Source organism: Oceanimonas doudoroffii (assembly GCF_002242685.1).
Taxonomy (GTDB): Bacteria; Pseudomonadota; Gammaproteobacteria; order Enterobacterales; family Aeromonadaceae; genus Oceanimonas; species Oceanimonas doudoroffii.
On sequence record NZ_NBIM01000005.1, the window covers coordinates 54,307 to 79,435 of the forward strand.

General features: G+C 61.1%; 26 protein-coding genes and 3 tRNA genes. 12 read left to right on the forward strand and 17 right to left on the reverse strand.

The window, feature by feature from the left end:
• Window position 1: 1 nt before the first annotated feature.
• Complete coding sequence (gene rlmD / locus B6S08_RS13590; protein ID WP_094201357.1) at window positions 2–1,315, reverse strand: 23S rRNA (uracil(1939)-C(5))-methyltransferase RlmD; 1,314 nt, start codon at window positions 1,313–1,315, stop codon at window positions 2–4.
• An 80-nt stretch (window positions 1,316–1,395) separates the two neighbouring features.
• Between rlmD and barA the strand changes: the two genes are divergently transcribed.
• Entirely contained in the window at window positions 1,396–4,092 is a 2,697-nt protein-coding gene (gene barA, locus B6S08_RS13595; RefSeq protein ID WP_094201358.1) for a two-component sensor histidine kinase BarA, read from the forward strand.
• A 51-nt stretch (window positions 4,093–4,143) separates the two neighbouring features.
• Here the strand turns inward: barA and pdxJ are convergent, their stop codons facing one another.
• The 10 genes from pdxJ to rpoE form a co-directional block, all read right to left on the reverse strand.
• Window positions 4,144–4,881 carry a pyridoxine 5'-phosphate synthase gene (gene pdxJ, locus B6S08_RS13600; protein WP_094201359.1) on the reverse strand — a complete coding sequence of 246 codons (738 nt, stop codon included), beginning with the start codon at window positions 4,879–4,881 and terminating at the stop codon, window positions 4,144–4,146.
• Window positions 4,874–5,581 (reverse strand): DNA repair protein RecO, encoded by a 708-nt coding sequence (gene recO / locus B6S08_RS13605; protein WP_094201360.1) that lies wholly within the window; start codon window positions 5,579–5,581, stop codon window positions 4,874–4,876. The genes pdxJ and recO overlap by 8 nt, the downstream gene beginning before the upstream one ends.
• A gap of 2 nt (window positions 5,582–5,583) precedes the next feature.
• Window positions 5,584–6,489 carry a GTPase Era gene (gene era, locus B6S08_RS13610; RefSeq protein WP_094201361.1) on the reverse strand — a complete coding sequence of 302 codons (906 nt, stop codon included), beginning with the start codon at window positions 6,487–6,489 and terminating at the stop codon, window positions 5,584–5,586.
• Entirely contained in the window at window positions 6,486–7,154 is a 669-nt protein-coding gene (gene rnc, locus B6S08_RS13615) for a ribonuclease III (RefSeq protein ID WP_094201362.1), read from the reverse strand. The genes era and rnc overlap by 4 nt, the downstream gene beginning before the upstream one ends.
• Window positions 7,154–8,068: a signal peptidase I gene (gene lepB, locus B6S08_RS13620; protein ID WP_094201363.1), complete on the reverse strand. Its 915-nt coding sequence runs from the start codon at window positions 8,066–8,068 to the stop codon at window positions 7,154–7,156. Before lepB ends, rnc begins: the two co-directional genes overlap by 1 nt.
• Window positions 8,069–8,070: 2 nt before the next feature.
• On the reverse strand, window positions 8,071–9,867 hold the full coding sequence (gene lepA, locus B6S08_RS13625; RefSeq protein ID WP_094201364.1) for a translation elongation factor 4: 1,797 nt from the start codon (window positions 9,865–9,867) through the stop codon (window positions 8,071–8,073).
• A gap of 97 nt (window positions 9,868–9,964) precedes the next feature.
• Entirely contained in the window at window positions 9,965–10,411 is a 447-nt protein-coding gene (locus B6S08_RS13630) for a SoxR reducing system RseC family protein (protein ID WP_094201365.1), read from the reverse strand.
• Entirely contained in the window at window positions 10,408–11,403 is a 996-nt protein-coding gene (locus B6S08_RS13635) for a MucB/RseB C-terminal domain-containing protein (RefSeq protein WP_245849867.1), read from the reverse strand. The genes B6S08_RS13630 and B6S08_RS13635 overlap by 4 nt, the downstream gene beginning before the upstream one ends.
• A 9-nt stretch (window positions 11,404–11,412) precedes the next feature.
• Window positions 11,413–11,976, reverse strand: a complete 564-nt coding sequence (locus tag B6S08_RS13640; RefSeq protein ID WP_094201366.1) for a sigma-E factor negative regulatory protein — start codon at window positions 11,974–11,976, stop codon at window positions 11,413–11,415.
• A gap of 13 nt (window positions 11,977–11,989) precedes the next feature.
• A complete protein-coding gene (gene rpoE, locus B6S08_RS13645; protein WP_094201367.1) occupies window positions 11,990–12,568 on the reverse strand; it encodes an RNA polymerase sigma factor RpoE in 579 nt (192 codons plus the stop codon).
• A 181-nt stretch (window positions 12,569–12,749) separates the two neighbouring features.
• Between rpoE and nadB the strand changes: the two genes are divergently transcribed.
• The gene (gene nadB, locus B6S08_RS13650) at window positions 12,750–14,375 is read left to right on the forward strand and encodes an L-aspartate oxidase (protein WP_094201368.1); all 1,626 of its coding nucleotides are present in this window, start codon (window positions 12,750–12,752) and stop codon (window positions 14,373–14,375) included.
• Here nadB and B6S08_RS13655 read toward each other — a convergent pair.
• On the reverse strand, window positions 14,363–14,746 hold the full coding sequence (locus B6S08_RS13655; RefSeq protein ID WP_094201369.1) for a protein YgfX: 384 nt from the start codon (window positions 14,744–14,746) through the stop codon (window positions 14,363–14,365). The genes nadB and B6S08_RS13655 overlap by 13 nt on opposite strands.
• The gene (locus B6S08_RS13660; protein WP_094201480.1) at window positions 14,715–14,978 is read right to left on the reverse strand and encodes an FAD assembly factor SdhE; all 264 of its coding nucleotides are present in this window, start codon (window positions 14,976–14,978) and stop codon (window positions 14,715–14,717) included. Before B6S08_RS13660 ends, B6S08_RS13655 begins: the two co-directional genes overlap by 32 nt.
• Window positions 14,979–15,056: 78 nt before the next feature.
• Between B6S08_RS13660 and ygfZ the strand changes: the two genes are divergently transcribed.
• Window positions 15,057–15,998, forward strand: coding sequence for a CAF17-like 4Fe-4S cluster assembly/insertion protein YgfZ (gene ygfZ / locus B6S08_RS13665; protein ID WP_169716408.1), 942 nt, complete (start codon window positions 15,057–15,059; stop codon window positions 15,996–15,998).
• On the opposite strand, the gene B6S08_RS13670 is transcribed toward ygfZ, so the two are convergent.
• Window positions 15,980–16,870 carry a LysR family transcriptional regulator gene (locus B6S08_RS13670; protein WP_094201371.1) on the reverse strand — a complete coding sequence of 297 codons (891 nt, stop codon included), beginning with the start codon at window positions 16,868–16,870 and terminating at the stop codon, window positions 15,980–15,982. The two genes, ygfZ and B6S08_RS13670, sit on opposite strands and share 19 nt — an antisense overlap.
• Before the next feature lie 91 nt (window positions 16,871–16,961).
• On the opposite strand from B6S08_RS13670, the gene B6S08_RS13675 reads away from it, so the two are divergent.
• Window positions 16,962–17,393 carry a PACE efflux transporter gene (locus tag B6S08_RS13675; protein ID WP_094201372.1) on the forward strand — a complete coding sequence of 144 codons (432 nt, stop codon included), beginning with the start codon at window positions 16,962–16,964 and terminating at the stop codon, window positions 17,391–17,393.
• 61 nt (window positions 17,394–17,454) lie between these two features.
• On the opposite strand, the gene B6S08_RS13680 is transcribed toward B6S08_RS13675, so the two are convergent.
• Entirely contained in the window at window positions 17,455–18,720 is a 1,266-nt protein-coding gene (locus B6S08_RS13680; RefSeq protein ID WP_094201373.1) for a dicarboxylate/amino acid:cation symporter, read from the reverse strand.
• A gap of 67 nt (window positions 18,721–18,787) precedes the next feature.
• Entirely contained in the window at window positions 18,788–19,003 is a 216-nt protein-coding gene (locus tag B6S08_RS13685; protein ID WP_094201374.1) for a hypothetical protein, read from the reverse strand.
• Between the two features lie 36 nt (window positions 19,004–19,039).
• Between B6S08_RS13685 and B6S08_RS13690 the strand changes: the two genes are divergently transcribed.
• Window positions 19,040–20,227 carry a M24 family metallopeptidase gene (locus B6S08_RS13690; protein ID WP_094201375.1) on the forward strand — a complete coding sequence of 396 codons (1,188 nt, stop codon included), beginning with the start codon at window positions 19,040–19,042 and terminating at the stop codon, window positions 20,225–20,227.
• Between the two features lie 24 nt (window positions 20,228–20,251).
• Window positions 20,252–20,719: an Lrp/AsnC family transcriptional regulator gene (locus tag B6S08_RS13695; protein ID WP_094201376.1), complete on the forward strand. Its 468-nt coding sequence runs from the start codon at window positions 20,252–20,254 to the stop codon at window positions 20,717–20,719.
• 41 nt (window positions 20,720–20,760) lie between these two features.
• On the opposite strand, the gene B6S08_RS13700 is transcribed toward B6S08_RS13695, so the two are convergent.
• On the reverse strand, window positions 20,761–21,939 hold the full coding sequence (locus B6S08_RS13700) for an aminotransferase-like domain-containing protein (protein ID WP_094201377.1): 1,179 nt from the start codon (window positions 21,937–21,939) through the stop codon (window positions 20,761–20,763).
• 147 nt (window positions 21,940–22,086) lie between these two features.
• Here B6S08_RS13700 and mutY point away from each other — a divergent pair, with 147 nt between their 5' ends.
• The 6 genes from mutY to B6S08_RS13730 all read left to right on the forward strand — a co-directional run bounded on the left by mutY (window position 22,087) and on the right by B6S08_RS13730 (window position 24,923).
• The gene (gene mutY / locus B6S08_RS13705; protein ID WP_245849871.1) at window positions 22,087–23,151 is read left to right on the forward strand and encodes an A/G-specific adenine glycosylase; all 1,065 of its coding nucleotides are present in this window, start codon (window positions 22,087–22,089) and stop codon (window positions 23,149–23,151) included.
• On the forward strand, window positions 23,151–23,426 hold the full coding sequence (locus B6S08_RS13710) for an oxidative damage protection protein (protein WP_094201378.1): 276 nt from the start codon (window positions 23,151–23,153) through the stop codon (window positions 23,424–23,426). The genes mutY and B6S08_RS13710 overlap by 1 nt, the downstream gene beginning before the upstream one ends.
• Window positions 23,427–23,520: 94 nt before the next feature.
• Window positions 23,521–23,596 (forward strand) — tRNA-Phe (locus B6S08_RS13715).
• 32 nt (window positions 23,597–23,628) lie between these two features.
• A tRNA-Phe gene (locus tag B6S08_RS13720) sits at window positions 23,629–23,704 on the forward strand.
• A 33-nt stretch (window positions 23,705–23,737) separates the two neighbouring features.
• A tRNA-Phe gene (locus B6S08_RS13725) sits at window positions 23,738–23,813 on the forward strand.
• Between the two features lie 132 nt (window positions 23,814–23,945).
• On the forward strand, window positions 23,946–24,923 hold the full coding sequence (locus B6S08_RS13730) for a hypothetical protein (RefSeq protein WP_094201379.1): 978 nt from the start codon (window positions 23,946–23,948) through the stop codon (window positions 24,921–24,923).
• Window positions 24,924–25,129 lie beyond the last annotated feature (206 nt).

Consider the following 25,129-nt stretch of genomic DNA (forward strand, 5'->3'; position numbering starts at 1 on the left):
CTTAACTGAGTTCAAACAAGGCCATCGCCTCACAGTGTGCGGTGTGGGGGAACATGTCGATCAACCCCAGCCGCGTGATGCGATAGCCGGCGGCCAGCAGCACTTCACTGTCCCGGGCCAGGGTGGCCGGATTGCACGAGACATACAACAGCCGCTGTGGTGCGAGTTTTGCCAGGTAGGGCATGACCCGTTCGGCACCAGCCCGGCCCGGATCGATCAACACGCGGTCAAAGCCTTCCGCCGCCCAGGGCTCGCCGGTAAAGTCGGCGGCCAGATCGGCCCGGTAGAAGCGGGCCGCTGTCAGCCGGTTGTCTTCGGCATTACCCCTGGCCTGCTCCACCATTTCCATGACCCCTTCCACGCCCACCACAGGATGGCCGGCGGCGGCCAGGGGCAGGCTGAAATTGCCCACGCCACAGAACAGATCCAGCACCGGCTGGCCAGGATTCGGGGCCAGCCAGTCAATGGCCTGGTGCACCATGCCCTCATTAAGGGCACCGTTGACCTGAATAAAGTCCCCAGGCGTAAACGACACCCTTACATTATCTACCTGATAATAAAGCGAAAATGGAACATGTAAAGGGCGTCGCTTGGTATCATCTTGCAAAAACAGCGCCAGGTTTTGCTGCTGGGCAAAGGCCAGCAGCGCATCCAGATCCGTTGCCGACAGGCTGTCCTTGTGGCGCAGCAGCAGGGCCACTCCTTCTTCGGCATCGTACAGCTCCAGGTGCCCGAGCAGACGCTGGCCCTGCAGCCGGTTCAGCAGCTGCCGCAGCGGCTCCACCAGGGCCGACAGCGCCGGTCTGAGCACGCCGCAGCGGGACACCTCTACCAACTCGTGAGACTGGGAGCGACGAAAGCCCAGGGCCACGCCCTTGCCGTCGCGGCGAATGGCCAGCCGCGCCACCCGGCGGTAGCCTTCACCGGCGCCCTGCAGCCACTCCGGCTCGGGCAGATCGGCCATACCGTGGCGGCCAAACAGCTGCTGCACCGCCCGTTGTTTCAGTTCCCGCTGCAGGGCAAGGGGCGCATGCTGCAGGTTGCAGCCGCCGCAGTCGAAAACATGGGAGCAAAAGGGCTTGACCCGATCGGGTGAGGCCTTGAGGACCTTGAGCAGGGTGGCGGTGGCGTAGCGGCTGTTCTGGGCGGTGAGCCTGACCCGCACCTGCTCGCCGGCCAGGACACCGGCCACAAACAATGGCTTGCCGCCGTGGCGGGCCACGCCCATGCCGTGACCATTGAGTTCCAGAATCTGCACATCCAGCGGCACTTTCGCCGGCGTCGCGGGCTTTTTAACCTTGAAGAACTGAACCATAAAACGTGGAGCCCTCGAACCGGCTATGTCATCATAAGTCTACTGTTTACCGAATGCGCATTGTCCCACATAAGCCTACTATGACCAAATACGGCCTGCGAGCCCGGGTACTGGCCTTTACCATCATTCCGACCCTGGTTATCGGCATTCTGCTGGCGAGCTATTTTTCCGTAAATCGCTACCAGCAGCTGGAAGACGCCCTGATTCAGGAAGGGGTCAACGTCATCGAACCCCTGGCCCTGGCCAGCGAGCTGGCCCTTTCCAGCCGCAACCGGGAAGCCCTTAACCGCCTGCTCAGCAGCATTCACCGTAACAACAGCCCCCTGGTCAGCGCCATCGCCCTGTTTGACGACGAAGGCCGGCTGCTGGTGACCTCCAACTATCACCGCAACCTCGACCGGCTGCGGCTGGCCAAGGACAGCCCCATTCCCCTGCTCACTCGGGTCGAGACCGGGGACGACGGCATCGTGCTACGCACCCCGGTGATCACCGATGCGCCCCAGGCCGATGCCCCGTGGGAAGAATCCTCGGCCCGCCCCATCGGCTATGTCGCCATGCAGCTTACCGACGACTCGGCCATGCTGCTGCACTATCGCGATACCTTCTTTGCCGGCCTTATCGTGTTGCTCGGCGTCTGCCTCAGCGCCCTGTTCGGGGTACGCCTGATCAAGGGGGTGTCCCAGCCCATCACCGACATGGTGAGCGCCGTCTACAAGATTCGGGAAGGCCGGCTCGATACTCGCGTCAGCGGCGAGTTCACCGGCGAGCTGGAAATGCTCAAGAACGGCATCAACGCCATGGCCAAGTCGCTGTCGGAATACCACGACGAGATGCAGCAGAACATCGACCAGGCCACCTCGGATCTGCGGGAAACCCTGGAGCAGATCGAGATTCAGAACATCGAGCTGGACATGGCCAAGAAACGTGCCCAGGAGGCGGCTCGGGTCAAAACCGAGTTTTTGGCCAACATGTCCCATGAGCTGCGCACGCCGCTCAACGGCGTTATCGGCTTTGCCCGCCAGCTGCAGAAAACCAAACTCACCAGCAGCCAGCTCGACTACCTTAAAACCATTGAAAAGTCGGCGCGCAACCTGCTCGGCATCATCAACGACATTCTCGACTTCTCCAAGCTGGAGGCAGGCAAACTGAAGATGGAGCAGATCCCCTTCTCCCTGCGCGATACCCTGCAGGAGGTGATGACCCTGCTCGCCCCCAGTGCCCACGACAAGGGCCTGGAGCTGTCGCTGCGGGTGGACGCCGCCGTGCATGACAGCCTGGTGGGGGATCCGCTGCGACTGCAGCAGGTGCTCAACAACCTGGTGGGCAATGCCATCAAGTTTACCGAGCAGGGCAACGTGGATGTGCGGGTGGATGCCCGCCCCGCCGGCCAGCCGGAGCGCTCCGGGCTGTGCGTTCATGTGCAGGACACCGGCATCGGTATTTCCGAAAGCCAGCGCCGTCAGCTGTTCCAGGCCTTTAATCAGGCCGACTCCAGCATTTCCCGGCGCTACGGCGGCACCGGCCTGGGCCTGGTGATCACCCAGAAGCTGGTGCATCAAATGGCGGGCGATATCGAACTTTATTCCGAGCCGGGCTCGGGATCGGTGTTCAGTTTTACCCTGGAGCTGGACAAGGCCGCCCTGCCCCTGGCCGAGCCCCTGCCCCTGGCGGAGCTGGCCGACAAGACGGTGCTCTATTTGGAGGAAGACAGCTTCAGCCGCCGGGCCACCAGCGCCCTGCTGCGGGAATGGGGCGTACAGGTGCTTTACGAGCCCTCTCCTCACAGCCAGGTAGACATCGCCCTGCTCGGTTTTGGCCCCGACGCCCTGCCCAGTCAGATGGAGCAGGAGCTCAAACGCCAGCTGGCCTTTGACAACAAGACGGTGATCCTGCTGAGCTCCACCGATCCCACCCTGAGCGACTCCCTGCTGACCGCCGGTGCCGCCTATTGCCTGAGCAAGCCGGCCCACTATCAGAAACTGGCCCAAGCGCTGAGCGATCCCCAGGGACGCGACGAACAGCCGCAGGTGCCCATTGCCCTGCCCCCACCCGCCCGCCGTCAGCCGCTCAGGGTACTGGCGGTGGATGACAATCCGGCCAACCTCAAGCTGATCAGCGCCATGCTGGGCGAGCTGGTCAACCGGGTAGATACCTGTCGCAATGGCCAGGAGGCGCTCGATACCGCTACCTCCCAGCCCTACGACATCATCTTTATGGACATTCAGATGCCGGTGATGGACGGTATTCAGGCCACCCGCGGCATTCGCGCCCAGGGGGGGCCCAACGCCACCACCCCCATAGTGGCCGTCACCGCCCATGCCATCGACGGCGAGCGGGATCGGCTGCTGGGCCAGGGCATGGACGATTACCTGGCCAAGCCCATCGACGAGGCGGTGCTGGCACGCATTATTCAGCGCTTTGCCAGCCGTCCCCCGGCCCCCGGCCAGATCGACTGGCCGCAGGCGCTGCAGCGGGCCGGGGGCAAGGAGGAACTGGCCCGGGAAATGCTCGGCCTGCTGGTGCAGAGCCTCGACGAGTTCACCCCCATGCTGCAGTCGGCCCTCACCGGCAAGCTGAATGGCGAGGGGCTGTATCCCTCGTTGCACAAACTGCACGGCGGCGCCGTCTACTGCGGCGTGCCCCAGCTGCAGTCATTGCTGGCCGGCCTGGAACAGGCCCTACTCGACAAGCAGCCGCTGGACGCCCTGGAGCCGGAGCTGCTGGAGCTGGAAGAGCGAATGGAACAGGTAAGGGAAGAAGCGAAAGCTTTTTTGTGAGGGGTGAGGGGTGAGGAGACACACTCCTGTCCCCTCACTCCTCACAAACGGTCAGACGCCCTGACGGGCTTCACGCAGCAGCCGTTTCATATCGCGCACCGCCTTTTCCAGGCCGTCAAAGGCGGCACGGGCGATGATGGCATGGCCGATGTTCAGCTCCAGCATCTCGGGAATGGCGGCAATGGGCTTGACGTTGTGGTAGTGCAGGCCGTGACCGCCGTTGACCTTGAGCCCCTGATCATGGGCATGGGAAGCCGACGCGGCAATACGCTTGAGCTCGGCCAGGCGCTCGGCCTCGTCGGGGGCATCGGCGTAGTGGCCGGTGTGAATTTCGATATAGGGTGCGCCCGTGGCCACCGCCGCGTCGATCTGGGCCTTGTCGGCGTCGATAAACAGCGACACCTTGATGCCCGCCTCACGCAGCCGGGTGACGGCATCGGTCACTTTGTCGAGCTGGCCGGCCACATCCAGGCCCCCTTCCGTGGTCACTTCTTCCCGCTTTTCCGGCACCAGGCAGACAAAGGCCGGCTTGATGCGGCAGGCGATGTCGATCATCTCGTCGGTGACCGCCATCTCCAGATTCATTCTGGTCTGAATGGTGTGCGCCAGGATCTCCACGTCCCTGTCGGTGATGTGGCGGCGATCCTCGCGCAGATGCACGGTAATGCCGTCGGCACCCGCCTGCTCGGCCACCGCCGCCGCCTGCACCGGATCCGGATAGCTGGTGCCGCGGGCGTTGCGCAAGGTGGCGATATGGTCGATGTTCACACCCAAATACAGTTCACTCACTGGGACTTCCTCTCTTTCCTTTGATAAACAGGGCCCGGCTTTTCAGTACCCGCCCTTCCAGATAGGGCGCCAGCGCCAGGCGGCTGAAGCGCTTGGCCGCCGCCAGAACCTCGGGGCTGCTCAGTTCGAGCTCGGCCAGAGCATGCAGCCAGTCGCCGCGAAAGGCGCCGGGCTCGGGGCCATCCAGCGCCATAAAGCCGGCTTCGGGCAGGTAAGCATACCAGCCTTGAAGAACCACCGCTGCCCCGGTATCGGCATCTTGAGTAAAATCCACTCCGTAACCGAGTACATTCAGCATGTAAAACTCGAAACGCCGCAGTACTGGCTCAATCCCGCTGCCTGATCCCAGCTGTCGCAGGGTATCGAAGTAAACGTCAAATACCTCGTCAAAGGGCGTCTGTGCTTCCAGCAGGTAATAGATCAGTTCGTTGAGATAGAGGCCGCTGTAGAGGGCGGTACCGGTCAGGGTCAGGGCCGGAGCGGTGGCTTCGGCGCCGTACAGGGTTTTCAGTTCGCCCTTGCCACCAAAGGTCAGTCGCAGGGGCACAAAGGGCTGCAACAGCCCCTTGAGGGGTGAGCGGGGCTGGCGACTGCCCCGGGCCACCAGACTCTGCCGCCCCTGCTCTCGAGTGAATACCTCCACCAGCTGGCTGGTTTCCCGATAGGGGCGGCTGTGAATGACAAAGGCGGCATGCGCCATGCTCAGTCGTCGCCGTAGCCCAGGCTGCGCAGGGCGCGCTCGTCATCGGCCCAGCCGGACTTGACCTTGACCCAGAGCTCCAGGTAGACCTTTTGCTCCAGCAACCGTTCCAGATCCAGCCGGGCTTCGGTGCCGATGGTACGCAGTTTGTCGCCCTTGTTGCCGATCACCATGCGCTTCTGGCCACTGCGCTCCACCAGGATCAGGCCGTTGATGTGCACCACACCCTTTTCATCCACCTGGTAGCGCTCGATCTCCACGGTGATCGAATAGGGCAGCTCGTCACCGGTAAAGCGCATCAGTTTCTCGCGAATGATCTCCGCCGCCATAAAGCGGGAAGAGCGATCGGTGATGTAGTCTTCCGGAAAATAGTGCAGCGAGGGCTTGAGCCGCGACTTCGCCAGCTTGGCGATGGTGTCTACATTGGTGCCCTTTTCCGCCGAGATCGGCACGATATCGGCAAAGTCCATTTGCTGCGCCAGCCACTGCATGTGCGGCAGCAGGGCTTCCTTGCTTTCCACGTTGTCGATCTTGTTGATCGCCAGCACCACGGGACAGTTCATGCGGCGCAGCTTGTTCAGCACCATGTCGTCGTCCTTGGTCCACTGGGTGCCGTCGACCACGAACACCACCATTTCCACATCCCCCAGGGAGCTGGATGCGGCCCGGTTCATCAGCCGGTTGATGGCCCGCTTTTCCTCGATGTGCAGGCCGGGCGTGTCGACATAGACCACCTGATGGTCGCCGTCGGTGTCGATGCCCATGATGCGGTGCCGGGTGGTCTGCGGTTTTTTCGAGGTAATGCTGACCTTCTGCCCCAGCAGCCGGTTGAGCAGGGTGGACTTGCCCACGTTGGGACGGCCGACAATGGCCACAAAGCCGCAATAGGTTTGCTGTTGTTCTGTCATAACAAGGTATCCAGTGCCTGCTCCGCCGCCGCCTGCTCCGCCTTGCGACGGCTGGTACCCACACCCACCACCGGCTCGACCAGGCCGTCCACGATGCAGTGCACGGTAAATTTCTGATTGTGGGCTTCGCCGATAACGTTGACCACTTCATAGCTGGGCAGCGGCTTGCGCTTGCCCTGCAGCAGTTCCTGCAGCCGGGTCTTGGGATCCTTCTGCTCCACGCCGGGCTGAATATCGTTGAGCCGGCCGTCGTACCAGCTCAGCAGCAGCTGGGTAATACGCTCGATGCCGCTGTCGAGATAAATGGCACCGATCAGGGCCTCTACCGCGTCGGCCAGGATCGACTCTCGACGGTAGCCGCCGCTTTTCAACTCACCGGGGCCCAGGATCAGGTATTCGCCCAACTCGAAGTCCCGGGCCAGCTCGGCCAGGGTTTTTTCCCGCACCAGGGTGGCTCGCATGCGTGACATGTCGCCTTCGTTGACCTTGGGAAAACGGTGAAACAGGGCGTCGGCGATCACCATGCTGAGAATGGAATCACCAAGAAACTCCAGCCGCTCGTTGTGGCGGGAGCCGGCGCTGCGGTGGGTCAGCGCCCGCACCAGCAGTGCCTCATCGTTAAAGGTATGACCCAGTTTTTTTTGCAGGTTATTCAGTTTTTTCATTAGTGAATTGCGCCTATTCGGCTAAAACGCACATTGCTGGGCACCCAGGAAGGCAGCCAACTGTCGGCGTTGCGTTCAAACTCAAAGCTTATCCAGATGGCGACGGCCTTGCCCACCAGGTTGCCCTCGGGCACAAAGCCCCAGAAGCGGCTGTCGGTGCTGTTGTCCCGGTTGTCTCCCAGCACGAAGTAGTGCCCTTCGGGCACCACCCACTCGTTGAGGGCGGTATCGGGCTGACGGTGGTACATTGAGATCCGATCCGGCAGCAGCGGATTTTGCAGAATGTCATGACCGCGCTCGGTCAGGGCCTCGCTGAAGCGAGCCAGGGGAATGCCCATCTGAGTGAACTCACCGCTTTGCTCGAACTTGAGCGGCACCGGCTCGTAGTCGCCACAGTCGCCGGCCTCGCAGGCGGGGCGAATGTAGAGCTGCTTGTCCCGGTAGACGATATGATCGCCAGGCAGGCCCACCACCCGCTTGATATAGTCGATGCGCGGGTTTTCCGGGTATTTGAACACCGCGATATCACCCCGCTCCGGCTGGCCGGTGGGGATCAGGGTGGTGTTGGTCACCGGCTCCTTCAGCCCGTAGGAGAACTTCTCCACCAGAATAAAATCGCCCACCAGCAGGGTTGGCATCATGGAACCGGAAGGGATCTGAAACGGCTCATAGATAAAGGAACGCAGCACCAGTACCGCCGCGATCACCGGAAAAATGGACCTGGCCTGCTCAATCCAGCCCGGGACGGCGGCGGCCTTTGCCAGCGCTGCCGCGTCCACCTTGTTGCCGTGGCTGGCTTGCGCCTCTGCCAGGCGGCGCCCCCGTTGGGGCGCCCAGATCCACTTGTCACAGGCCCAGATAATACCGGTGACCAGTGTCACCAGCACCAGGATCAGCGCGAAGGTACTTGCCATGGTTACTTGTCCTTACCTACATGGAGGATGGCGAGGAAGGCATCCTGAGGAATGTCGACCCGACCCAGGGACTTCATGCGTTTCTTGCCTTCCTTCTGCTTGGCCAGCAGCTTTTTCTTACGGCTCACATCGCCGCCGTAACACTTGGCGGTCACGTCCTTGCGCAGGGCCTTGACCGTGCTGCGGGCGATGATCTGGTTGCCGATGGCCGCCTGAATGGCGATGTCGAACATCTGCCGCGGGATCAGCTCACGCATTTTTTCCACCAGCTGGCGGCCCCGGAACTGGGCATTTTCCTTGTGGGTAATGATCGCCAGGGCATCCACCCGATCGCCATTGATCATGATGTCGAGGCGGACCATGTCGGCGGCCTCAAAGCGCTTGAAGCCGTAGTCCAGCGAGGCATAGCCCCGGCTGGTGGACTTGAGCCGGTCAAAGAAGTCGAGCACCACTTCCGCCATGGGAATGTCGTAGGTCAGCGCCACCTGGTTGCCGTGGTAAACCATATTGGTCTGCACGCCACGCTTTTCGATGCACAGGGTGATGACGTTGCCCAGGTATTCCTGGGGCACCAGAATGTGGCACTCGGCGATGGGCTCGTGAATTTCCTCGATGTTGTTCACCGCCGGCAGCTGGGACGGGCTGTCAATATAGATGACACTGCCGTCGGTCTTGACCACTTCGTACACCACAGTGGGTGCCGTGGTGATCAGATCCAGATCGTATTCCCGTTCCAGGCGCTCCTGAATGATCTCCATGTGCAGCATGCCGAGGAAGCCACAGCGGAAACCAAAGCCAAGGGCGTTGGAAGTTTCCGGTTCGTAAAACAGCGAGGCATCGTTCAGCGCCAGCTTGTCGAGGGCGTCACGGAAGGCCTCGTAGTCGTCGCTGGAGATGGGGAACAGGCCCGCATACACCTGGGGCTTGACCTTCTGGAAGCCGGGCAGCGCCTTCTCGGCACCATGTTTGGCATGGGTCAGGGTATCCCCCACGGGCGCGCCGTGAATGTCCTTGATGCCGCACACCACCCAGCCCACTTCGCCGCAGTTAAGGCCGTCGGTGTCCTTCTGCTTGGGGGTAAAGATGCCGATGCGATCCACACCCCAGACCTGACCGGTGCTCATCACCTTGATCTTGTCGTTCTTCTTCAGGCTGCCGTGCTTGATGCGTACCAGCGACACCACGCCCAGGTAGGAGTCAAACCAGGAGTCGATGATCAGTGCCTGCAGCGGCCCTTCCGGCTCACCCACGGGCGACGGAATCTTCTGCACTATGGTTTCCAGCACCTGATCCACGCCCAGGCCGGTCTTGGCGGAGCAACGCACCGCATCGATGGCGTCGATGCCGACGATGTCTTCGATCTCTTCCGCCACCCGCTCCGGCTCGGCCTGGGGCAGATCGATCTTGTTCAGCACCGGCACCACTTCCAGGTTCATGTCGAGGGCGGTGTAACAGTTGGCCAGAGTCTGTGCCTCAACCCCCTGACCGGCATCCACCACCAGCAGCGCCCCTTCGCAGGCGGCCAGCGAGCGGGATACCTCGTAGGAGAAATCCACGTGCCCGGGCGTGTCGATGAAGTTGAGCTGGTACTGGTTGCCGTCCTGCGCCTGGTAGTTCAGGGTCACACTCTGAGCCTTAATGGTAATGCCGCGCTCGCGCTCCAGATCCATGGAGTCGAGTACCTGCTGCTGCATTTCCCTGTCGGTCAGGCCACCGCATACCTGGATCAGGCGATCGGACAGGGTCGATTTGCCGTGGTCGATGTGAGCGATGACGGAGAAATTACGAATATGCTTCATGATGCGATAAGGCGTCCGTAGTCAATGGCGACAATAAAGGCGAGATTCTACCGGATTCACGGCACAGTGACCAATCCTTAGTCTGTGCCGGCCTGCACTAATCTTCTGCGCGAACCACGTCGATCAGGGGTCCCAGGATCACCGGCTGATCGAACCGGCCACGCCGCCGGGCCCACCTGGCGGCCAGACCAAAGCCCAGGCCGCCACCGGCCAGTGCCCCCAGAATGCTGCCGACTTCCGGCAGGCCGGCCCAGGCCGCCAGCGAGCCCCCCGCCAGCAGGCACAACAACGGCAGCAAATACACCAGCAGGGCGCCGCCAATCAGGCTGTGCTCGGGAATGCCAATGCGTACCTGCTGACCGGGCCGCAACGCCAGTTCGGTGGCGATCGCAAAGTCATGGCTGCGGGCCGGCAATGCCTTTGACACCAGGCCGGTGCCACAGCTGCTGCTTTGCCGGCACTGGCCACAGGCCGACTTGCTGAAACAGCTGACCTCGACCCGGCCGGCATGCACCGCGGTCACGGTGGCGATTTCCTCAATCATGGCGCGGCGGCTCCCTGCTCGCCCGCGGCCACCGACTCGGCAATGCGGCGGGCGGTATCGGCGGGCACATCCCCCACCACGGTCACTTCCATTCTGGCGGGGCTGGTCAGGCTGACCAGGTGAGTGGCGCCCTGGCGCACCAGTTGCTGGCGGGGCTCGCCGCCTGCCGCTTCGGTCACATAGACGGAGACATCAACCACGCCGTTTGACGCCATCAGGTAGTCCACCGCCTGCTCGGTCAGCGGCAAACGGTGCTGATTGCGGGAGCGAATGTCAAAGCCCGGCGGCAACCAGGTCACTCGCCAGGCCGAGTCGGACTCGGCTTCGGGCTGGCGCTCGCCCACCGACATGGCCGGTGGCAGCCGGGCGCCACTGAGTTCGCGCAGCAACGCCGAAGGCTCTTCGCTCACCTGCAGCGCCACGCCCATCACCTGCTCCATCAGGCCGGACTGCTGATCCAGGGTGTCCAGACGCAGCAACAGACCGGTATCCTGATCCAGCCACAATACGTAGCCATAGCAATGCTCGTCTTTGGGCACCAGTCGCACCACCTCGGCAACGCGCCCAAGCACGCGGCTGCGGCCGGCCACAACGGCATCGTAGCGGGCCAACAACTGGTCGAGGGAGGCATGCTGCAATCGGCTGAACAGGCCAGGCAACCGGGACTGACGCAGGGTATAGCCCCCCGGCCCCAGATCGAAATAACTGGTCTGATCATTGCGCTGAACAAATTCCCGGGGGCGACCATTGAGGTGAACAAGGTGAGTAAGGGGCTGCCCATCCAGTTGACCCCGGGTCAGCCGCTTGGGCTCGGGTTCCCCCTGCCCGGCCTCCACCAGGGTCAGCTCGAAGTTGAGCTGGTGATAGGCCTGCTGCATTTTCTGCAACAGGGCCCGGGTATCGCCGGTTTCGTCAGCACTGGCGGCCGGTGCCGGCCAGACCGCCACCAGCAGCAGGGCCAGGGTGGCCCGCAATACGTTGGTACTCAACAAACAGCAACCTCAGTTCTGGCGCAGCCGTTGCTGCAGCTCGTGATCCATCAGCAGGGCATGAATGCGCCGTTCCTGCTCCAGCAGCTGCTGTTCGCTGACCCGCTGCTGCTGATCCACCTGATAGTTCAGGCTGACCGGCGCGGCACCACCGCTCAGGGGCACGGTATTCAGCACCGGCGACTGGGTGGCTGCAGGCTGACTGTATTGTTGCACCCCGAAGATCACCGCCGCCGATACCGAGGCGGCAATGGCGAACTGACCTGCATGGCGCAGGGCCGGCTTGATGCGACTCAGGGCACGCCCGAACGTCGGCCGCACCACCCTGGCCGCACCGGACTCGGCATGGCTGTCATTGGCGGCGGTCAGCGGGGCTTCCTGCTCCAGCGCCGCCGCTATACTGTCGCTCAGATCAAGCGGCAGGCGTTCGGGCAATTCATTGCGCATCACGTCGCCGTAAAGGTGATAGCGGCCAAAGGTATCGGCCAGTTCCCTGTCGCTGAAGACATGCTCCAGCAGCACCCTATCCTGGATTTCTCCGTCGACCAGTGCCGAAATTCGCTCTTTGTTAGCCATAACACTTCCCCGTTCAACTCCGAAGCAAGGGGGTGACCCGCTTGTCTATTGCTTCCCGAGCCCGAAAAATGCGTGAACGCACGGTTCCCACCGGGCAATCCATGACACTCGCGATGTCTTCGTAGCTCATTCCTTCCAATTCCCGCAGGGTGATCGCCGTTTTCAGATCGTCCGGCAAGCCGTCTATGGTTTCAAACACGGCCTGGCGGATTTCCTCCGTCAGTATCAGGCTTTCCGGTGAGGCCAGCTCCTTCAGGGCCTCACCACCACCGTAATACTCGGCGTCGTCGATCTCCACATCCGAACCCGGCGGGCGTCGTCGCTGCGATACCAGATGATTCTTGGCGGTATTGACCGCGATGCGATACAGCCAGGTGAAAAACGCACTCTCGCCGCGAAAGCCGGACAATGCCCGGTAGGCCTTGATAAAGGCCTCCTGGGTCACATCGGGTACGTCTCCAGGATTGGACACGTAACGAGACACCAGGTTCGCCACTTTGTACTGATATTTTTTCACCAGCAGGTTGTATGCATTCTTGTCTCCCCGCTGAACCCGCTCGATCACTTGCTGATCCGTCAAATTCTCGCTCATACGAGCCGCATACCCTCCGATTCTTCCGGTGCCTGACAACCAGCCCGTCACAAGCGTACCTTAATGGACTTCAACGGCGGCAAAAAGTTCTGAACTCATTTGGAAAAGCCGATTCCGGCTGCGCACGGTGGACGCATGCGCTAACATGAAGCCCCTCTTTTTTTCGGGCCAATGATACTTTATGAAAGATCCCGTTGAATACCTCTGCGACGTGCTCATCATTGGCAGCGGTGCCGCCGGCCTGTCCCTGGCGCTGAAACTGGCCAGCCATGCCCGCGTGCATGTGCTGTGCAAGGGACCGCTCGCCGAAGGTGCCACCCTGTATGCCCAGGGGGGCATTGCCGCCGTCTTTGATGAAACCGACAGCATCGAATCCCACGTGGCCGACACCCTGGTGGCCGGTGCCGGCCTGTGCGACGAAGCCGTGGTCGAGTTCACCGCCCGCAACGCGCCCGACGCCATTCAGTGGCTGATCGGCCAGGGCGTGCCCTTTGACACAGAAGAAACCGGACAGGGCGAACCCAGCTATCACCTGACCCGGGAGGGCGGCCACAGCCACAGGCGCATTTTTCACGCCGCCGACGCCACCGGCCGGGCGGTACAGACCACTCTTATCGAGCAGGTGCAACGCCACCCCAACATTCATGTGCTGGAACGGGTCAACGCCCTGGATTTGATTACCACGGCCAAGCTCGGCCTGCCCGGCAACCGGGTGCTGGGCGCCTATGTGTGGAACCGCAACAAGGAGCGGGTGGAAACCGTGCGTGCCCGTTTCGTGGCCATGGCCACCGGCGGTGCGTCTAAGGTTTACCAGTACACTTCCAACCCGGACGTCAGCTCCGGCGACGGCATCGCCATGGCCTGGCGCGCCGGCTGCCGAGTGGCCAATATGGAATTCAACCAGTTCCACCCCACCAGCTTGTATCACCCGGACGACAACAACTTTCTGCTCACCGAGGCCCTGCGCGGTGAAGGCGCCCACCTGCTGCGCCCGGACGGCAGCCGCTTTATGCCCGACTTTGATCAGCGCGGCGAGCTGGCCCCCCGGGACATAGTGGCCCGCGCCATCGACCACGAAATGAAGCGCCTGGGCGCCGACTGCATGTATCTCGACATCAGCCACAAGCCGGCGGACTTCATCATCAAGCACTTTCCCACCATTTACGAACGTTGCCTCAAGGTGGGCATCGACATCACCAGGCAGGCCATGCCGGTGGTGCCCGCCGCTCACTACACCTGCGGCGGAGTCATGGTGGATCACAAGGGCCGTACCGACATCGACGGTCTCTACGCCATTGGCGAGGTGTCCTACACCGGCCTGCACGGCGCCAACCGCATGGCGTCAAACTCGCTGCTGGAGTGCATCGTGTTCGCCCGAGCCGCCGGGGAAGACATGCTGGCCGGCCTGGCTACCACCCCGGAGCCGCCCATGCTACCACTGTGGGATGAAAGCAAGGTGACCGACTCCGACGAGGAAGTGGTGATCCACCACAACTGGCACGAGCTGCGGCTGTTTATGTGGGACTACGTCGGCATAGTGCGCTCGAACAAGCGACTGGAGCGGGCCAAGCGCCGTATTGAACTGCTGCAGCAGGAAATTCAGGAGTATTACGCCAACTTCAGGGTCAGCAACAATTTGCTGGAGCTGCGCAACCTGGTGCAGGTGGCAGAGCTGATTGTGTTGTCGGCCATGGACCGCAAGGAATCCCGTGGCCTGCACTACACCCTGGATTATCCAAATCAGCTCGACAATCCGCAGCCCACGGTGCTCACCCCCGCCAACTACAACCCTCGTCAACCCGCGTAAAGCAGCTGCCGTGCCAGGCGCCGGTATACGGCGTCGGGCACCGCATCCTGAAACAACCACAGCGGCGGCCAGGGATTTCCCTCCAGCACCAGCAGCAAAAAGCCGGGCCCGGCCCGGCTGTGATGGGAAAGTGTACCGCTGCGGCCATTAAGGCTAAGCACGCCGGCATTGAATTCGCCGACCAGACGGTAACGACCGGCCCGGTGCCAGGCCAGCCCCGAGGCCAGCAACCAGCCCGGTGCAAACCAGGGCAGGCGGTCGGCGTCGAGCAACAACGCCGCCGGTAACCACAACAGCAGGGCCAGCCCGAGCAGGTAGAGCCGGTGCAGCCGCGAAGGCTCAGCGTTGATTGCGAACCTGGTTGCGTTCAAGAATGTAGCCCACCATGGCCTGCAGGGCGGCGTCCTTTGAACGCTCATGGCCCATAAACCAGGCAAACAAATCCGGGTCGTCGCATTCCAGCAGGCGCCGGAAGGTGGCCTGTTGCGGCTCATCAAGGGCGTCGTATTCGTGCTCCACAAAGGGGGCTAGAATCACATCCAACTCCAGCATGCCCCGGCGGCATGCCCAGATCAGGCGGGGTTTGTCGGTGCTAGTGAGCATGTCGGCTTCCATGTAACAAAACAAAGCTCATGGTATAAGGTGGAATGAATACTGACAAATTACTTGGCCGTCTTTACCATGAGGGTCACATTTCGGACTGAAACTGAGGGTGCTTTCGTGTTTACCATCGCCTCTACCCCCCAACTCTATCCGCTGACCGACAGGGCCGTTGTCGCCCTGACCGGAGCAGAGCGGGTCAAATACCTGCAGGGCCAGGTGACCGCCGACATCGACCGGCTCGGCCCCGGCGACGCCTGTGCCGGCGGTCATTGCGACAGCAAGGGCAAACTGTGGGCCTCATTCTGGCTGGCCAATCTGGGCGAGCAACTGCTGCTGGTGATGAACCAGTCGCTGGTGGCGCGCCAGCTGCCCGAGCTGAAGAAGTTCGCGGTCTTTGCCAAAACCGAGATCGACGATGTCAGCGACCATTGGCAGGTCTGCGGCCTGGCCGGCGAAGGCCTGTCCCACTGGCTGAACCATCAGGTCGGCGACGGCAACCTGTGGCAGGGCGGCGTCATTATTCCGGTGGCCGCCGAGCATGCGCTGCTGGTGTTGCCCAAAGACGCCGAATTGCCGGACCTGCCCCGAGGCGACGAGCAGGAATGGCGCGGGCTGATGATCCATGCCGGGCTGCCCGACATGAGTGCCGAGCACCAGGGCGACTACATTCCCCAGATGCTCAACCTGCAGGCCATTGGCGGCATCAGCTTCAACAAGGGCTGCTATATGGGTCAGGAGACCGTGGCCAGGGCCAAATACCGGGGTGCCAACAAAAAGGCCATGTTTATTCTGGAAGGCGAGGTTGAGGACGAGGTGGCCGTCAACCAGGATCTGGAAATGCAGCTGGGTGACAACTGGCGCCGGGCCGGCACCGTGCTGAGCGCGTGCCGGCAGGGCAATGAGTGCATGCTGCTCACCGTGCTGAACAAGGATCTGGATGCCGATACCCTGTTCCGCATCAAGGAGCAGCCCGACAGCCGGCTGCGACTGCGCCCCCTGCCCTATGAACTGACCGACTGAGCCGCACCTATGGCCGCCGCCTTCAGCCAGGCGGCGGCCTTGCCCAGGGGGCGCTGCTTGTGCCACACCAACTCCAGCGCCACCGGCCAGTCCTGATCGTCAAATTCCAGCTCCGGTGACACCAGCAGGCCGCGGGACAGGGCCTCCGCCACCACATGTTCGGGCACAAAGGCCCAGCCCAGGTTGCGCTGTACCAGCTCCACGATCACCCACTGGCTTTCCACCCACCAGACATCCGCCGCCACCCGCAGCCGCACCTTTTCTTCACTGTCATTACGGGTGGCCACCATCAGCTGACGGTAACGCTTGAGCTCTTCCCAACCCACCCGCTGGCCGGCCAGGGCATGGTCGGGGGCGCACACCAGTTTCAGCGGCACCCGCCCCAGGGCATGAAAGTTCAGCGCCGAAGGCAAAATTTCCTGGCGCCACATAATGCCCAGATCGACCCGCTCCTCCAACACCATGCGGCTGACGTCTTCCATCAAGGGAAACAGCAGCTCCAGCTCCACGGTCGGAAAGCGGCGGGCAAATTCATCCATCAGGGCCCCCAGCTGCTCGGACGGATAGAGTTCATCCACCGCCAGCACCAGCCGGCTTTCCACTCCTTCCCCCAGGCTTTTGGCCACCCCGCGAAAGTGCTCGCAGCGCTCCAGGATCACTCGAGCCTCCGCCAGCAGCCGTTCCCCGGCCGGAGTCAGCCGCGGGTAGCGACCGCTGCGTGCGAACAGCGGATTGTCGAGATCGATTTCCAGGTTGGCCACGGCGGTGCTCACCACCGACTGGGCCTTGCCCAGGCGCCGGGCCGCGGCCGAGAACGAGCCGGTATCCACCGTGGTCACAAAGGCCTGTAACTGCTCCAGAGAGAAACTCATCTATCTTCAAAACCGATACTTACCAACTTTGGTAGTGAACAATAGCAGATAGAATGGCGCTTCGAACACGCACTTGCTGAAAGGAGTTTCCATGCGCACCACCAAAGATCGCATTCGCCACACCCTGGGCTTTGAAATCATCGGCCTGGTGATCTTCGCGCCATTGGCCAGCCTGGTATTCAATCACGATCTCATGGAAATGGGCCTGATGGCCCTGGTGGGCTCGCTGATTGCCACCATCTGGAACTATGTGTACAACCTGCTGTTTGATCACGCCATGCTGAGACTGCGAGGCGATGTACGCAAGACCACGCCGGTTCGCGTGTTGCATGCCCTGCTGTTTGAAGGTGGCCTGCTGATCCTGTTTTTGCCGATGATCGCCTGGCACCTGGGTATCAGCCTGTGGGAGGCCTTTATGATGGACATCGCCATGTCGGCGTTTTATCTCTGCTACGCCTTTCTCTACAACCTGGCCTACGATCGACTGTTTCCCGTGCCCCACCCCGCCGCCCAGGGCTGCTGACAAAAAAACCGCCCGAGGGCGGTTTTTTATCTTCTGCGGTCGAAACCACTGTCGGTGTTTGTTACTTGCCTTGAGCCGGCTCGGCCTCGTCCAGGGCGTCGCGGTTGCCTTCCATCTTCGCCACTATGGTGTTGACGGCGGTGTCGCCCACCACGTTGGAGGAAGTACAGAACATGTCGTTGATGCGATCCACCGCCATGATAATGGCCATGGCTTCAACCGGCAGACCCATCTGGTGCAGCAGTACACCGGCCATGACCACGGCACCGCCGGGCACGCCGCCCACACCCACCGACATCAGCAGCACGGTAATGCCCACGGTCAGCAGATCGCCGGTAGGAATGGGAGTACCGGAGATATTGGCGGCAAAGAAGGCGGCCAGGGTGATGTAGATGGCCGAACCGGACATGTTGATGGTGGCACCCAGGGGCACACCAAAGCCGGCAATGGCCCGGGACACACCCAGTTTCTCGGTCAGGGTGCGCATGGTCACCGGAATGGTGGCGTTGGAGCTGGCGGTAGACAGGGAGAACAGCAGCTGCTCACGGGTGGCCTTGCGGAATACGCCCGGCTTGATGCCGGTAGTCATCCACACGGCCAGCGGATACACCACCAGGATCCAGAACGCCAGCACCATCACCACCATGGCCACATAACCGGCCACCGACATCAGGGTAGCGGCTTCCAGGGTCGCGCCCAGGCTTATCATCAGCGCAAACACACCGTAGGGGGCCAGGGTCATTACCAGGCCAACCAGCTTCATCATCACCTCGTTGGCCATGCGGAAGGCACGGGCCGCCGGGGCGGCGGTGGCGCCCAGGCCCTGAATGGCCAGGCCGGTCAGAATCGCCATAAAGATGATCTGCAGCATGTCGCCGGAGGCAAAGGCCTGTACCGGGTTGCTGGGCACAATGTTCACCAGCATGGCACCCAGATCCGGGGTTTCGGTGGTGCTCAGCTCCACCGCACCGGTGGCGCCGTGGGGCAGGGTTGCACCCATGCCCGGCTGCAGGATCACACCCACCAGAATGGCCGCGGCAATCGACAGCATGGTGTTGATGATGTAAAGACCAAAGGTTCTTCCACCCAGGCGGCCGAAGCTGGCGATGTCGCGCAGCTCGCAGATACCGGTAACGATGGAGATGTATACCAGGGGCACTACCATCAGCTTAATCAGCGATACGAACATGCCGCCCAGGCCCTCGGCCAGGCCGACGACGCCGTCGTTAAGCAGGGACACATCCTTGAACAGGTACTGAATGGCACTGCCGATCAGCAAACCGATAAACAACCCGGTAAAAATGCGGGCGGAAAGAGAGCCTTTCATTTTAACATCCTCAGAAAAAGCAAATAATGTATCTGTTGTTTGTTATTTTTGTAGATATGTTAACCAGTCACTCTGTAAGCGAGCGGATTTTACATTCAAAAAACAGGGCAGCAACCATAATGATCAACTGCATGGCACCGCGTGTGATCAGGATCACAAACAGCCATGATAAGAAAGGACTCGAATCGAGCGAAAGGTGCCGTTTGTAGCCACCTTGTGGCCCCGGGTTGACACCCTCTGCAAAGCTGGACTGTACTGGGGTGAGTCCCATCATCACCGCCAAGGGCGCCGCCTTTCGGCCATCACAGGGGAGAACGCCATGCATACACAGATCCCCGGCTTTTCACTGGAGGAATACCAGCAACGCCTGGCAAGGGTCAGGGCCGCCATGCTGACTCAGGATATACAAACCCTGATCGTGCACGACCCGGCCAATATCGCCTGGCTGACCGGTTATGATGGCTGGTCCTTTTACACCCCTCAGGTAGCGGTGGTGACCATGGCCGGTGAGCCGTTATGGTTCGGGCGCCAGATGGATGCCAACGGTGCCCGCCGCACCGTTTGGCTGCAGGAAGAAAACATACACTGGTATCCGGATTACTACGTGATGAACCCGCCGATGAACGCCATGGAGTACCTGGCCAACCAGTTGCTCAAGCCCCGGGACTGGGCCTATGGCCGCATCGGCCTGGAAATGGACAGCTGCTATTTTCCTCCCTCCTCCTGGCTGGCCTTGTGCGACAACCTGCCCGACGCCGAGCTGGTGGACGCCAGTGCCCTGGTCAACTGGTGCCGGGCGGTCAAGTCGGATACCGAGCTGCGCTACATGCGCATCGCCGCCCGTATTGTGGAGCGCATGCACGCCGCCGCCCTGGAAATGATAGAGCCGGGCCTGCCCAAGCATCTGCTGGTGGCGGAGATCTACCGGGTAGCCATGGAGGGTCACGATGGCCACTTTGGCGACTACCCTTCCATGGTACCCATGCTGCCCTCGGGTCCGGACGCCTCGGCGCCCCACCTGACCTGGGACGAACGCCCCTTTTGCCGGGATCAGGGCACCTTTTTCGAGCTGGCCGGGTGCCATCGCCGCTATCACTGCATTTTGTCACGCACCATTTACCTGGGCCGGCCCACCGACAACTTTCTACGGGCCGAAGAGGCGCTCAATGCCGGCCTGGAAGCCGGTCTGGCGGCGGCACAACCAGGCAACCGCTGCGCCGACGTTGCCAATGCCCTCAACGCCGCCCTGGCCCGCCACGGCTTTGATCGGGAAGGTGCCCGCTGCGGCTATCCCATCGGCCTTGGCTACCCTCCCGACTGGGGCGAGCAGAGCATGAGCCTGCGCAATACCGACAACACCCTGCTGAAGCCGGGCATGACCTTTCATTTTATGCCCGGCCTGTGGCTGGAAGACTGGGGCATGGAAACCACCGAAAGCATAGTGATCACCGAGAATGGCGCCGAGCCCCTGTGCAACTACCCTCGTCGCCTGTTTGTGAAACATTGAACACCCTGAAACCGGAAAGCGGACATGCAGCTGGATCGTTATGACCTTCACATACTGCAAATCCTGCAGCGCAGGGGGCGTATTACCAAGTCGGCCCTGGCCGAGGCCATCAACCTCTCGGTCAGTCCCTGCTGGGAGCGAGTAAAACGGCTGGAGCAGGCCGGTATCATTCGCGGCTATGGCGCCGTGATCGACGCCGGCCTGCTGCACGGACGCACCTCGGTGCTGGTGGAGATAAGCCTGCACCGGCACAGCGCCGACGCCATGCGCCGCTTTGAGCAGGCCATGCAGGACTGCGACCGCGTTACCGACTGCTACGCCACCGGCGGCGGCGTGGATTATGTGCTGAAAATCATGTGTGACGACATCGATCAGTACCAGCGCCTGATCGACCGCTGGCTTGAGCAGGATCTCGGCATTGAGCGCTACTACACCTACATAGTAACCAAAACCATCAAGCAGCAGCCGCTGATGCCGGCGGGGCAGAAATGAAAAAAGGAGCCTGACGGCCCCTTTTGGTGACTGTATTCGAATTACAGGATCTGGCGGATCACCCGGCCAAAGCGGCCAATGCCTTCTTCAATGGTGGCGGCATCGGAGCCGGAGTAACTGAAGCGGGCGGTATTGAGAATATCCGGGCGCACGTAGAAGGGCTGACCGGGCACAAAGGCCACGTTTTCCTTAATGGACAGGTTGAACAAATCCATGGCGCTGATGTGCTCGGGCAGGCGCAGCCACAGGAACATACCGCCTTCCGGACGGGTAAAGTCCAGTCCCGGGCAGTGACGCAGCAGCGCCTGCTCCATGGCATTTTTCTGCTCGCCGTAGACACTGCGAATGCGATCGATATGGGCGTCCAGGCAGTTGTCCTGCAGATAGCGGTGCAGCACCTGCTGCACGAAACCGTTAGTATGCAGATCCGACGCCTGCTTGGCGATGGTGATCTTCTGGCGCAGCCAGCCGGGCACCAGCATCCAGCCCAGACGGAAGGACGGCACTACCACCTTGGAGAAAGAGCCCAGCAGCACCACATTTTCCGGCGCCAGCTTGGCGATGGGCGGCAGGTGCTCGCCTTCAAAGCGCAACTCGCCATAGGGGTTGTCTTCCACCATCAGTACATTGTGACGCACCAGTCGCTCGGCCACGGCCTTGCGCTTTTCCAGGCTGTAGCTCAGACCCGACGGATTCTGAAAGTTGGTAACCCCATACATCAGCCGGGCGTGATTGGGCTCGGCCAGCAGGGCGTCGAGTTCATTCAGATCGGGACCGTCATCATTCAGCGACACGCCCTGAAAATCGGGTTGGTACACCGACAGTGCCTGAATGGCGCCCAGGTAGCCCGGCTCCTCGATGATAAGTTTGGAGCCCTCGTCTACCAGCACCTTGCCGATAAGATCCAGCGCCTGCTGGGAGCCGTTGGTGATCAGAATGTTGTTGGGATCCACCTCCATGCCGTGCTGGGCGCGGTAACGGGCGGCAATATAGTCGCGCAGCGGCCCGAAGCCCTCGGTGGCGGCGTATTGCAGCGCGCCGTTGCCCTTGTCGCGCAACACGCTGGCGGTGGCGGCTTCCAGCTCTTCGTTAGGGAAAAAAGCCGGATTGGGCAGGCCGCCGGCAAAGGAGATCACTTCCGGGTTGACGGCGACTTTGAGTATTTCTCGAATAAAGGAAGGCTCTACCTTGGCAAAGCGCTTGGCAAAAAACGGCTGCATAGGGGTCTCTCTGAATTACTACGCGTGGCGGGCGCCAACAAAACCTTTCTTTTGTATCAGAAAACATCACAATAACAAACCATAAACAACACATGGTTTGCGCCGGGGCCGGCCTTGTGGTCGAATGCGCCCATGCCAAACGACCTTATCACTTCAGTGAACAGCCATTCCTTTTCCCGGCGCATTCTGGCCTGGTACGACCGCCACGGCCGCAAGACCCTGCCCTGGCAGCAAAACAAGACCCCCTACCGTGTGTGGGTGTCGGAAATCATGCTGCAGCAAACCCAGGTCACCACCGTCATCCCTTACTACCAGCGTTTTATGGAACGCTTTCCCGATGTGGTCAGCCTGGCCGATGCCGAACAGGACGAGGTGCTGCATCTCTGGACCGGCCTGGGTTACTACGCCCGGGCCCGCAACCTGCACAAGGCCGCCCAAGTCATTCGCGATCACTATGACGGGTGTTTTCCCGAGCGCTTTGAGGAGGTGCTGGGGCTGCCCGGTATCGGCCGCTCCACCGCCGGCGCCGTGTTGTCGCTGTCTTTAGGGCAGCATCACGGCATTCTCGATGGCAACGTCAAGCGGGTGCTCACCCGCTGGCTGGGCCAACGGGGCTGGCCGGGAAAAAAAGAGGTGGAGAATGCGCTCTGGGACAAGGTGGGCGAGCTGACCCCCGGCGAGGGTGTCAGCCAGTACAACCAGGCCATGATGGACATGGGCGCCACCATCTGCACTCGCAGCAAGCCCGCCTGCGAGCGCTGCCCGGTCAGCGACGACTGCCAGGCGAACCAGCTTGGCACCCCCACCGCCTTTCCCGAATCCAAACCGAAAAAAACCGTGCAGCCGGAAAAACGGGCCTGTTTTGTGCTGCTGCAAAACGGAGAGCAACTGCTACTGGTGCAACGCCCCCCCCAGGGCCTGTGGGGCGGCCTCTACTGTTTTCCGGAGTTTGCCGACGAAGACGAGATGCGCCGCTGGCTCAAACGCTTTCCCGAAGCCGGCGAGCCCGAACCCCTGCCCGGCTTTCGCCACACCTTCAGCCACTTTCACCTGGACATTGCTCCCTGGCGGGTACAATTGCCACAGATTCCCGCCGAGGTCATGGCGGGGGATGAGCGTCTTTGGTATAACTTGCGTCAACCGGCATCGGTAGGCCTGGCAGCCGCCACCAAAAAGCTGCTCGCCTACCCGCAACTGCACAAGAGGACATGATGAGCCGAACCATTTTTTGCCAGCGTTTAAACAAGGAAGCCGAAGGCCTGGACTTTCAGATGTATCCGGGCGAACTCGGCAAGCGCATTTACGACAATATTTCCAAGGAAGCCTGGTCCGAGTGGCAGAAGAAGCAGACCATGCTGATCAATGAGAAAAAGCTGAACATGATGAACGCCGATCATCGTAAGCTGCTCGAGCAGGAAATGATCGCCTACCTGTTTGAAGGCGCCAACGTCGATATTGAAGGCTACACTCCCCCTTCCGGCAACTAATTCACCGCTTTGCTCAAGCCTTGAGCGAACACGCTGAAGGCCAGGAAAAAGCGGTTGACTTGCCTGGGGCGATCGATTTAAATGACGCCCCGTTGCCCAGATAGCTCAGTCGGTAGAGCAGGGGATTGAAAATCCCCGTGTCGGTGGTTCGATTCCGCCTCTGGGCACCATTTTCGGTGCCTTTTCAAAGCAAAAGCCCAACGCCCAGATAGCTCAGTCGGTAGAGCAGGGGATTGAAAATCCCCGTGTCGGTGGTTCGATTCCGCCTCTGGGCACCATTTTTCGGTGCCTTTTCAAAGCAAAAGCCCAACGCCCAGATAGCTCAGTCGGTAGAGCAGGGGATTGAAAATCCCCGTGTCGGTGGTTCGATTCCGCCTCTGGGCACCATCTTGAAAGCCTCGCATAAGCGGGGCTTTTTTGTATTCGCCCCACCCTGCCCTGTTCACGAAAAGCCGGCAACACATAGTATTCCCCCGCTCGATTTCCTAGGATTAAGAGAAACAGGCAAGGGATGCTGCCATGAAACATATAATTCTGCCGCTACTGTTGCTGGCACTGGGACCCGCCCACGCCAACCACGAACATGACGACTCCGACCTGCCCCACTGGGCGGTGGACAAAATCACCCCCATGCACGACAACGTTACCCGCTGGCTCGACAACAGCACACGCAATATCGACAACTTCTTCGGCACCGACGACAGCCTCACCATAGAAAACGGCTCTTACCTGCGTTTCAGCCAAGAGCTGTTCTGGCATGAACGGGACAGGTTCAGCTCGGACACCACCCTGCGCCTGAAGCTTGATCTGCCCACCACCGAAGAGCGGTTGCGCATACTGATAGAAAGCGATCCGGAAGAGAGCCAGGGTACCCTGGCCGAACAGGGCGCCAACACCGCCCGGGACGATCGCTTCAGAACCGAGGACTTTCTGATCGGCCTGCGCCGCCTGGGCGATCGGGACAAGCGGACAGACTGGCGCCTGGATGCGGGCGCCGGTATCAAAGTAAAGCTGCCCCTGGATCCTTATGTGCGTTTTACCGGTGAGCGGCTGTGGCAACTGGGCGACAGCCCCTGGCAACTCGAGTCCTGGAACCGGGCCTCATGGTTCAATGAAGAAGGTTACTCGGTACGCAGCCGCTGGGATCTGGGCCGCCCCCTCAGCGACACTTACCACCTGCGCTTCATCACCAATGTGCAGTGGCAGGAAGAGGTCGACACCCTGGAATACTCCGAAGGCATTGAACTCGATCAGCTGCTCGGCAGCCGCAGCATCATCCGTTACGCCGCCGTCGCCGTCGGCCGCAGCGCGTCCGATCCGCATCTGCACGATTACTACCTGCTCAGCCAGTACCGCCGCAACCTGCACCGGGAAATACTGTTCGTGGATGTAATCCCCGAAGTGCACTTTCCCCGAGAGCAGAATTACGATGCCGAGTTCGGCATCACCCTGCGCCTGGAGCTGCTGTTCCGGGGGGATTTGTCCTGGGGCCGCTGACGTTTCAGCCGCACCACAGCAAGCCTTCCCCTTTCCGCTTCGGCGTCAGGATGAAACTTTGATGAACCCACTCCCGGTCACAAAAATACCTGTTGACCCCCATCAGGTAACCGGTTAGAGTGATTTCGGCTCTGAAAATACCGCTGAATTTATGTTCATTACGAAGTTCCTAGTAGTACCTCGTCCTGTATTTCATAAGTCAAGGC

Excerpts from the sequence above, each read along its gene's own strand:
- rlmD (WP_094201357.1), bottom strand. The coding sequence starts at position 1,315 with ATGGTTCAGTTCTTCAAGGTTAAAAAGCCCGCGACGCCGGCGAAAGTG.
- barA (WP_094201358.1), top strand. The coding sequence starts at position 1,396 with ATGACCAAATACGGCCTGCGAGCCCGGGTACTGGCCTTTACCATCATT.
- recO (WP_094201360.1), bottom strand. The coding sequence starts at position 5,581 with ATGGCGCATGCCGCCTTTGTCATTCACAGCCGCCCCTATCGGGAAACC.
- era (WP_094201361.1), bottom strand. The coding sequence starts at position 6,489 with ATGACAGAACAACAGCAAACCTATTGCGGCTTTGTGGCCATTGTCGGC.
- rnc (WP_094201362.1), bottom strand. The coding sequence starts at position 7,154 with ATGAAAAAACTGAATAACCTGCAAAAAAAACTGGGTCATACCTTTAAC.
- lepB (WP_094201363.1), bottom strand. The coding sequence starts at position 8,068 with ATGGCAAGTACCTTCGCGCTGATCCTGGTGCTGGTGACACTGGTCACC.
- lepA (WP_094201364.1), bottom strand. The coding sequence starts at position 9,867 with ATGAAGCATATTCGTAATTTCTCCGTCATCGCTCACATCGACCACGGC.
- B6S08_RS13630 (WP_094201365.1), bottom strand. The coding sequence starts at position 10,411 with ATGATTGAGGAAATCGCCACCGTGACCGCGGTGCATGCCGGCCGGGTC.
- B6S08_RS13640 (WP_094201366.1), bottom strand. The coding sequence starts at position 11,976 with ATGGCTAACAAAGAGCGAATTTCGGCACTGGTCGACGGAGAAATCCAG.
- rpoE (WP_094201367.1), bottom strand. The coding sequence starts at position 12,568 with ATGAGCGAGAATTTGACGGATCAGCAAGTGATCGAGCGGGTTCAGCGG.
- nadB (WP_094201368.1), top strand. The coding sequence starts at position 12,750 with ATGAAAGATCCCGTTGAATACCTCTGCGACGTGCTCATCATTGGCAGC.
- B6S08_RS13660 (WP_094201480.1), bottom strand. The coding sequence starts at position 14,978 with ATGCTCACTAGCACCGACAAACCCCGCCTGATCTGGGCATGCCGCCGG.
- ygfZ (WP_169716408.1), top strand. The coding sequence starts at position 15,057 with ATGAGGGTCACATTTCGGACTGAAACTGAGGGTGCTTTCGTGTTTACC.
- B6S08_RS13670 (WP_094201371.1), bottom strand. The coding sequence starts at position 16,870 with ATGAGTTTCTCTCTGGAGCAGTTACAGGCCTTTGTGACCACGGTGGAT.
- B6S08_RS13675 (WP_094201372.1), top strand. The coding sequence starts at position 16,962 with ATGCGCACCACCAAAGATCGCATTCGCCACACCCTGGGCTTTGAAATC.
- B6S08_RS13680 (WP_094201373.1), bottom strand. The coding sequence starts at position 18,720 with ATGAAAGGCTCTCTTTCCGCCCGCATTTTTACCGGGTTGTTTATCGGT.
- B6S08_RS13690 (WP_094201375.1), top strand. The coding sequence starts at position 19,040 with ATGCATACACAGATCCCCGGCTTTTCACTGGAGGAATACCAGCAACGC.
- B6S08_RS13695 (WP_094201376.1), top strand. The coding sequence starts at position 20,252 with ATGCAGCTGGATCGTTATGACCTTCACATACTGCAAATCCTGCAGCGC.
- B6S08_RS13700 (WP_094201377.1), bottom strand. The coding sequence starts at position 21,939 with ATGCAGCCGTTTTTTGCCAAGCGCTTTGCCAAGGTAGAGCCTTCCTTT.
- B6S08_RS13710 (WP_094201378.1), top strand. The coding sequence starts at position 23,151 with ATGAGCCGAACCATTTTTTGCCAGCGTTTAAACAAGGAAGCCGAAGGC.
- B6S08_RS13730 (WP_094201379.1), top strand. The coding sequence starts at position 23,946 with ATGAAACATATAATTCTGCCGCTACTGTTGCTGGCACTGGGACCCGCC.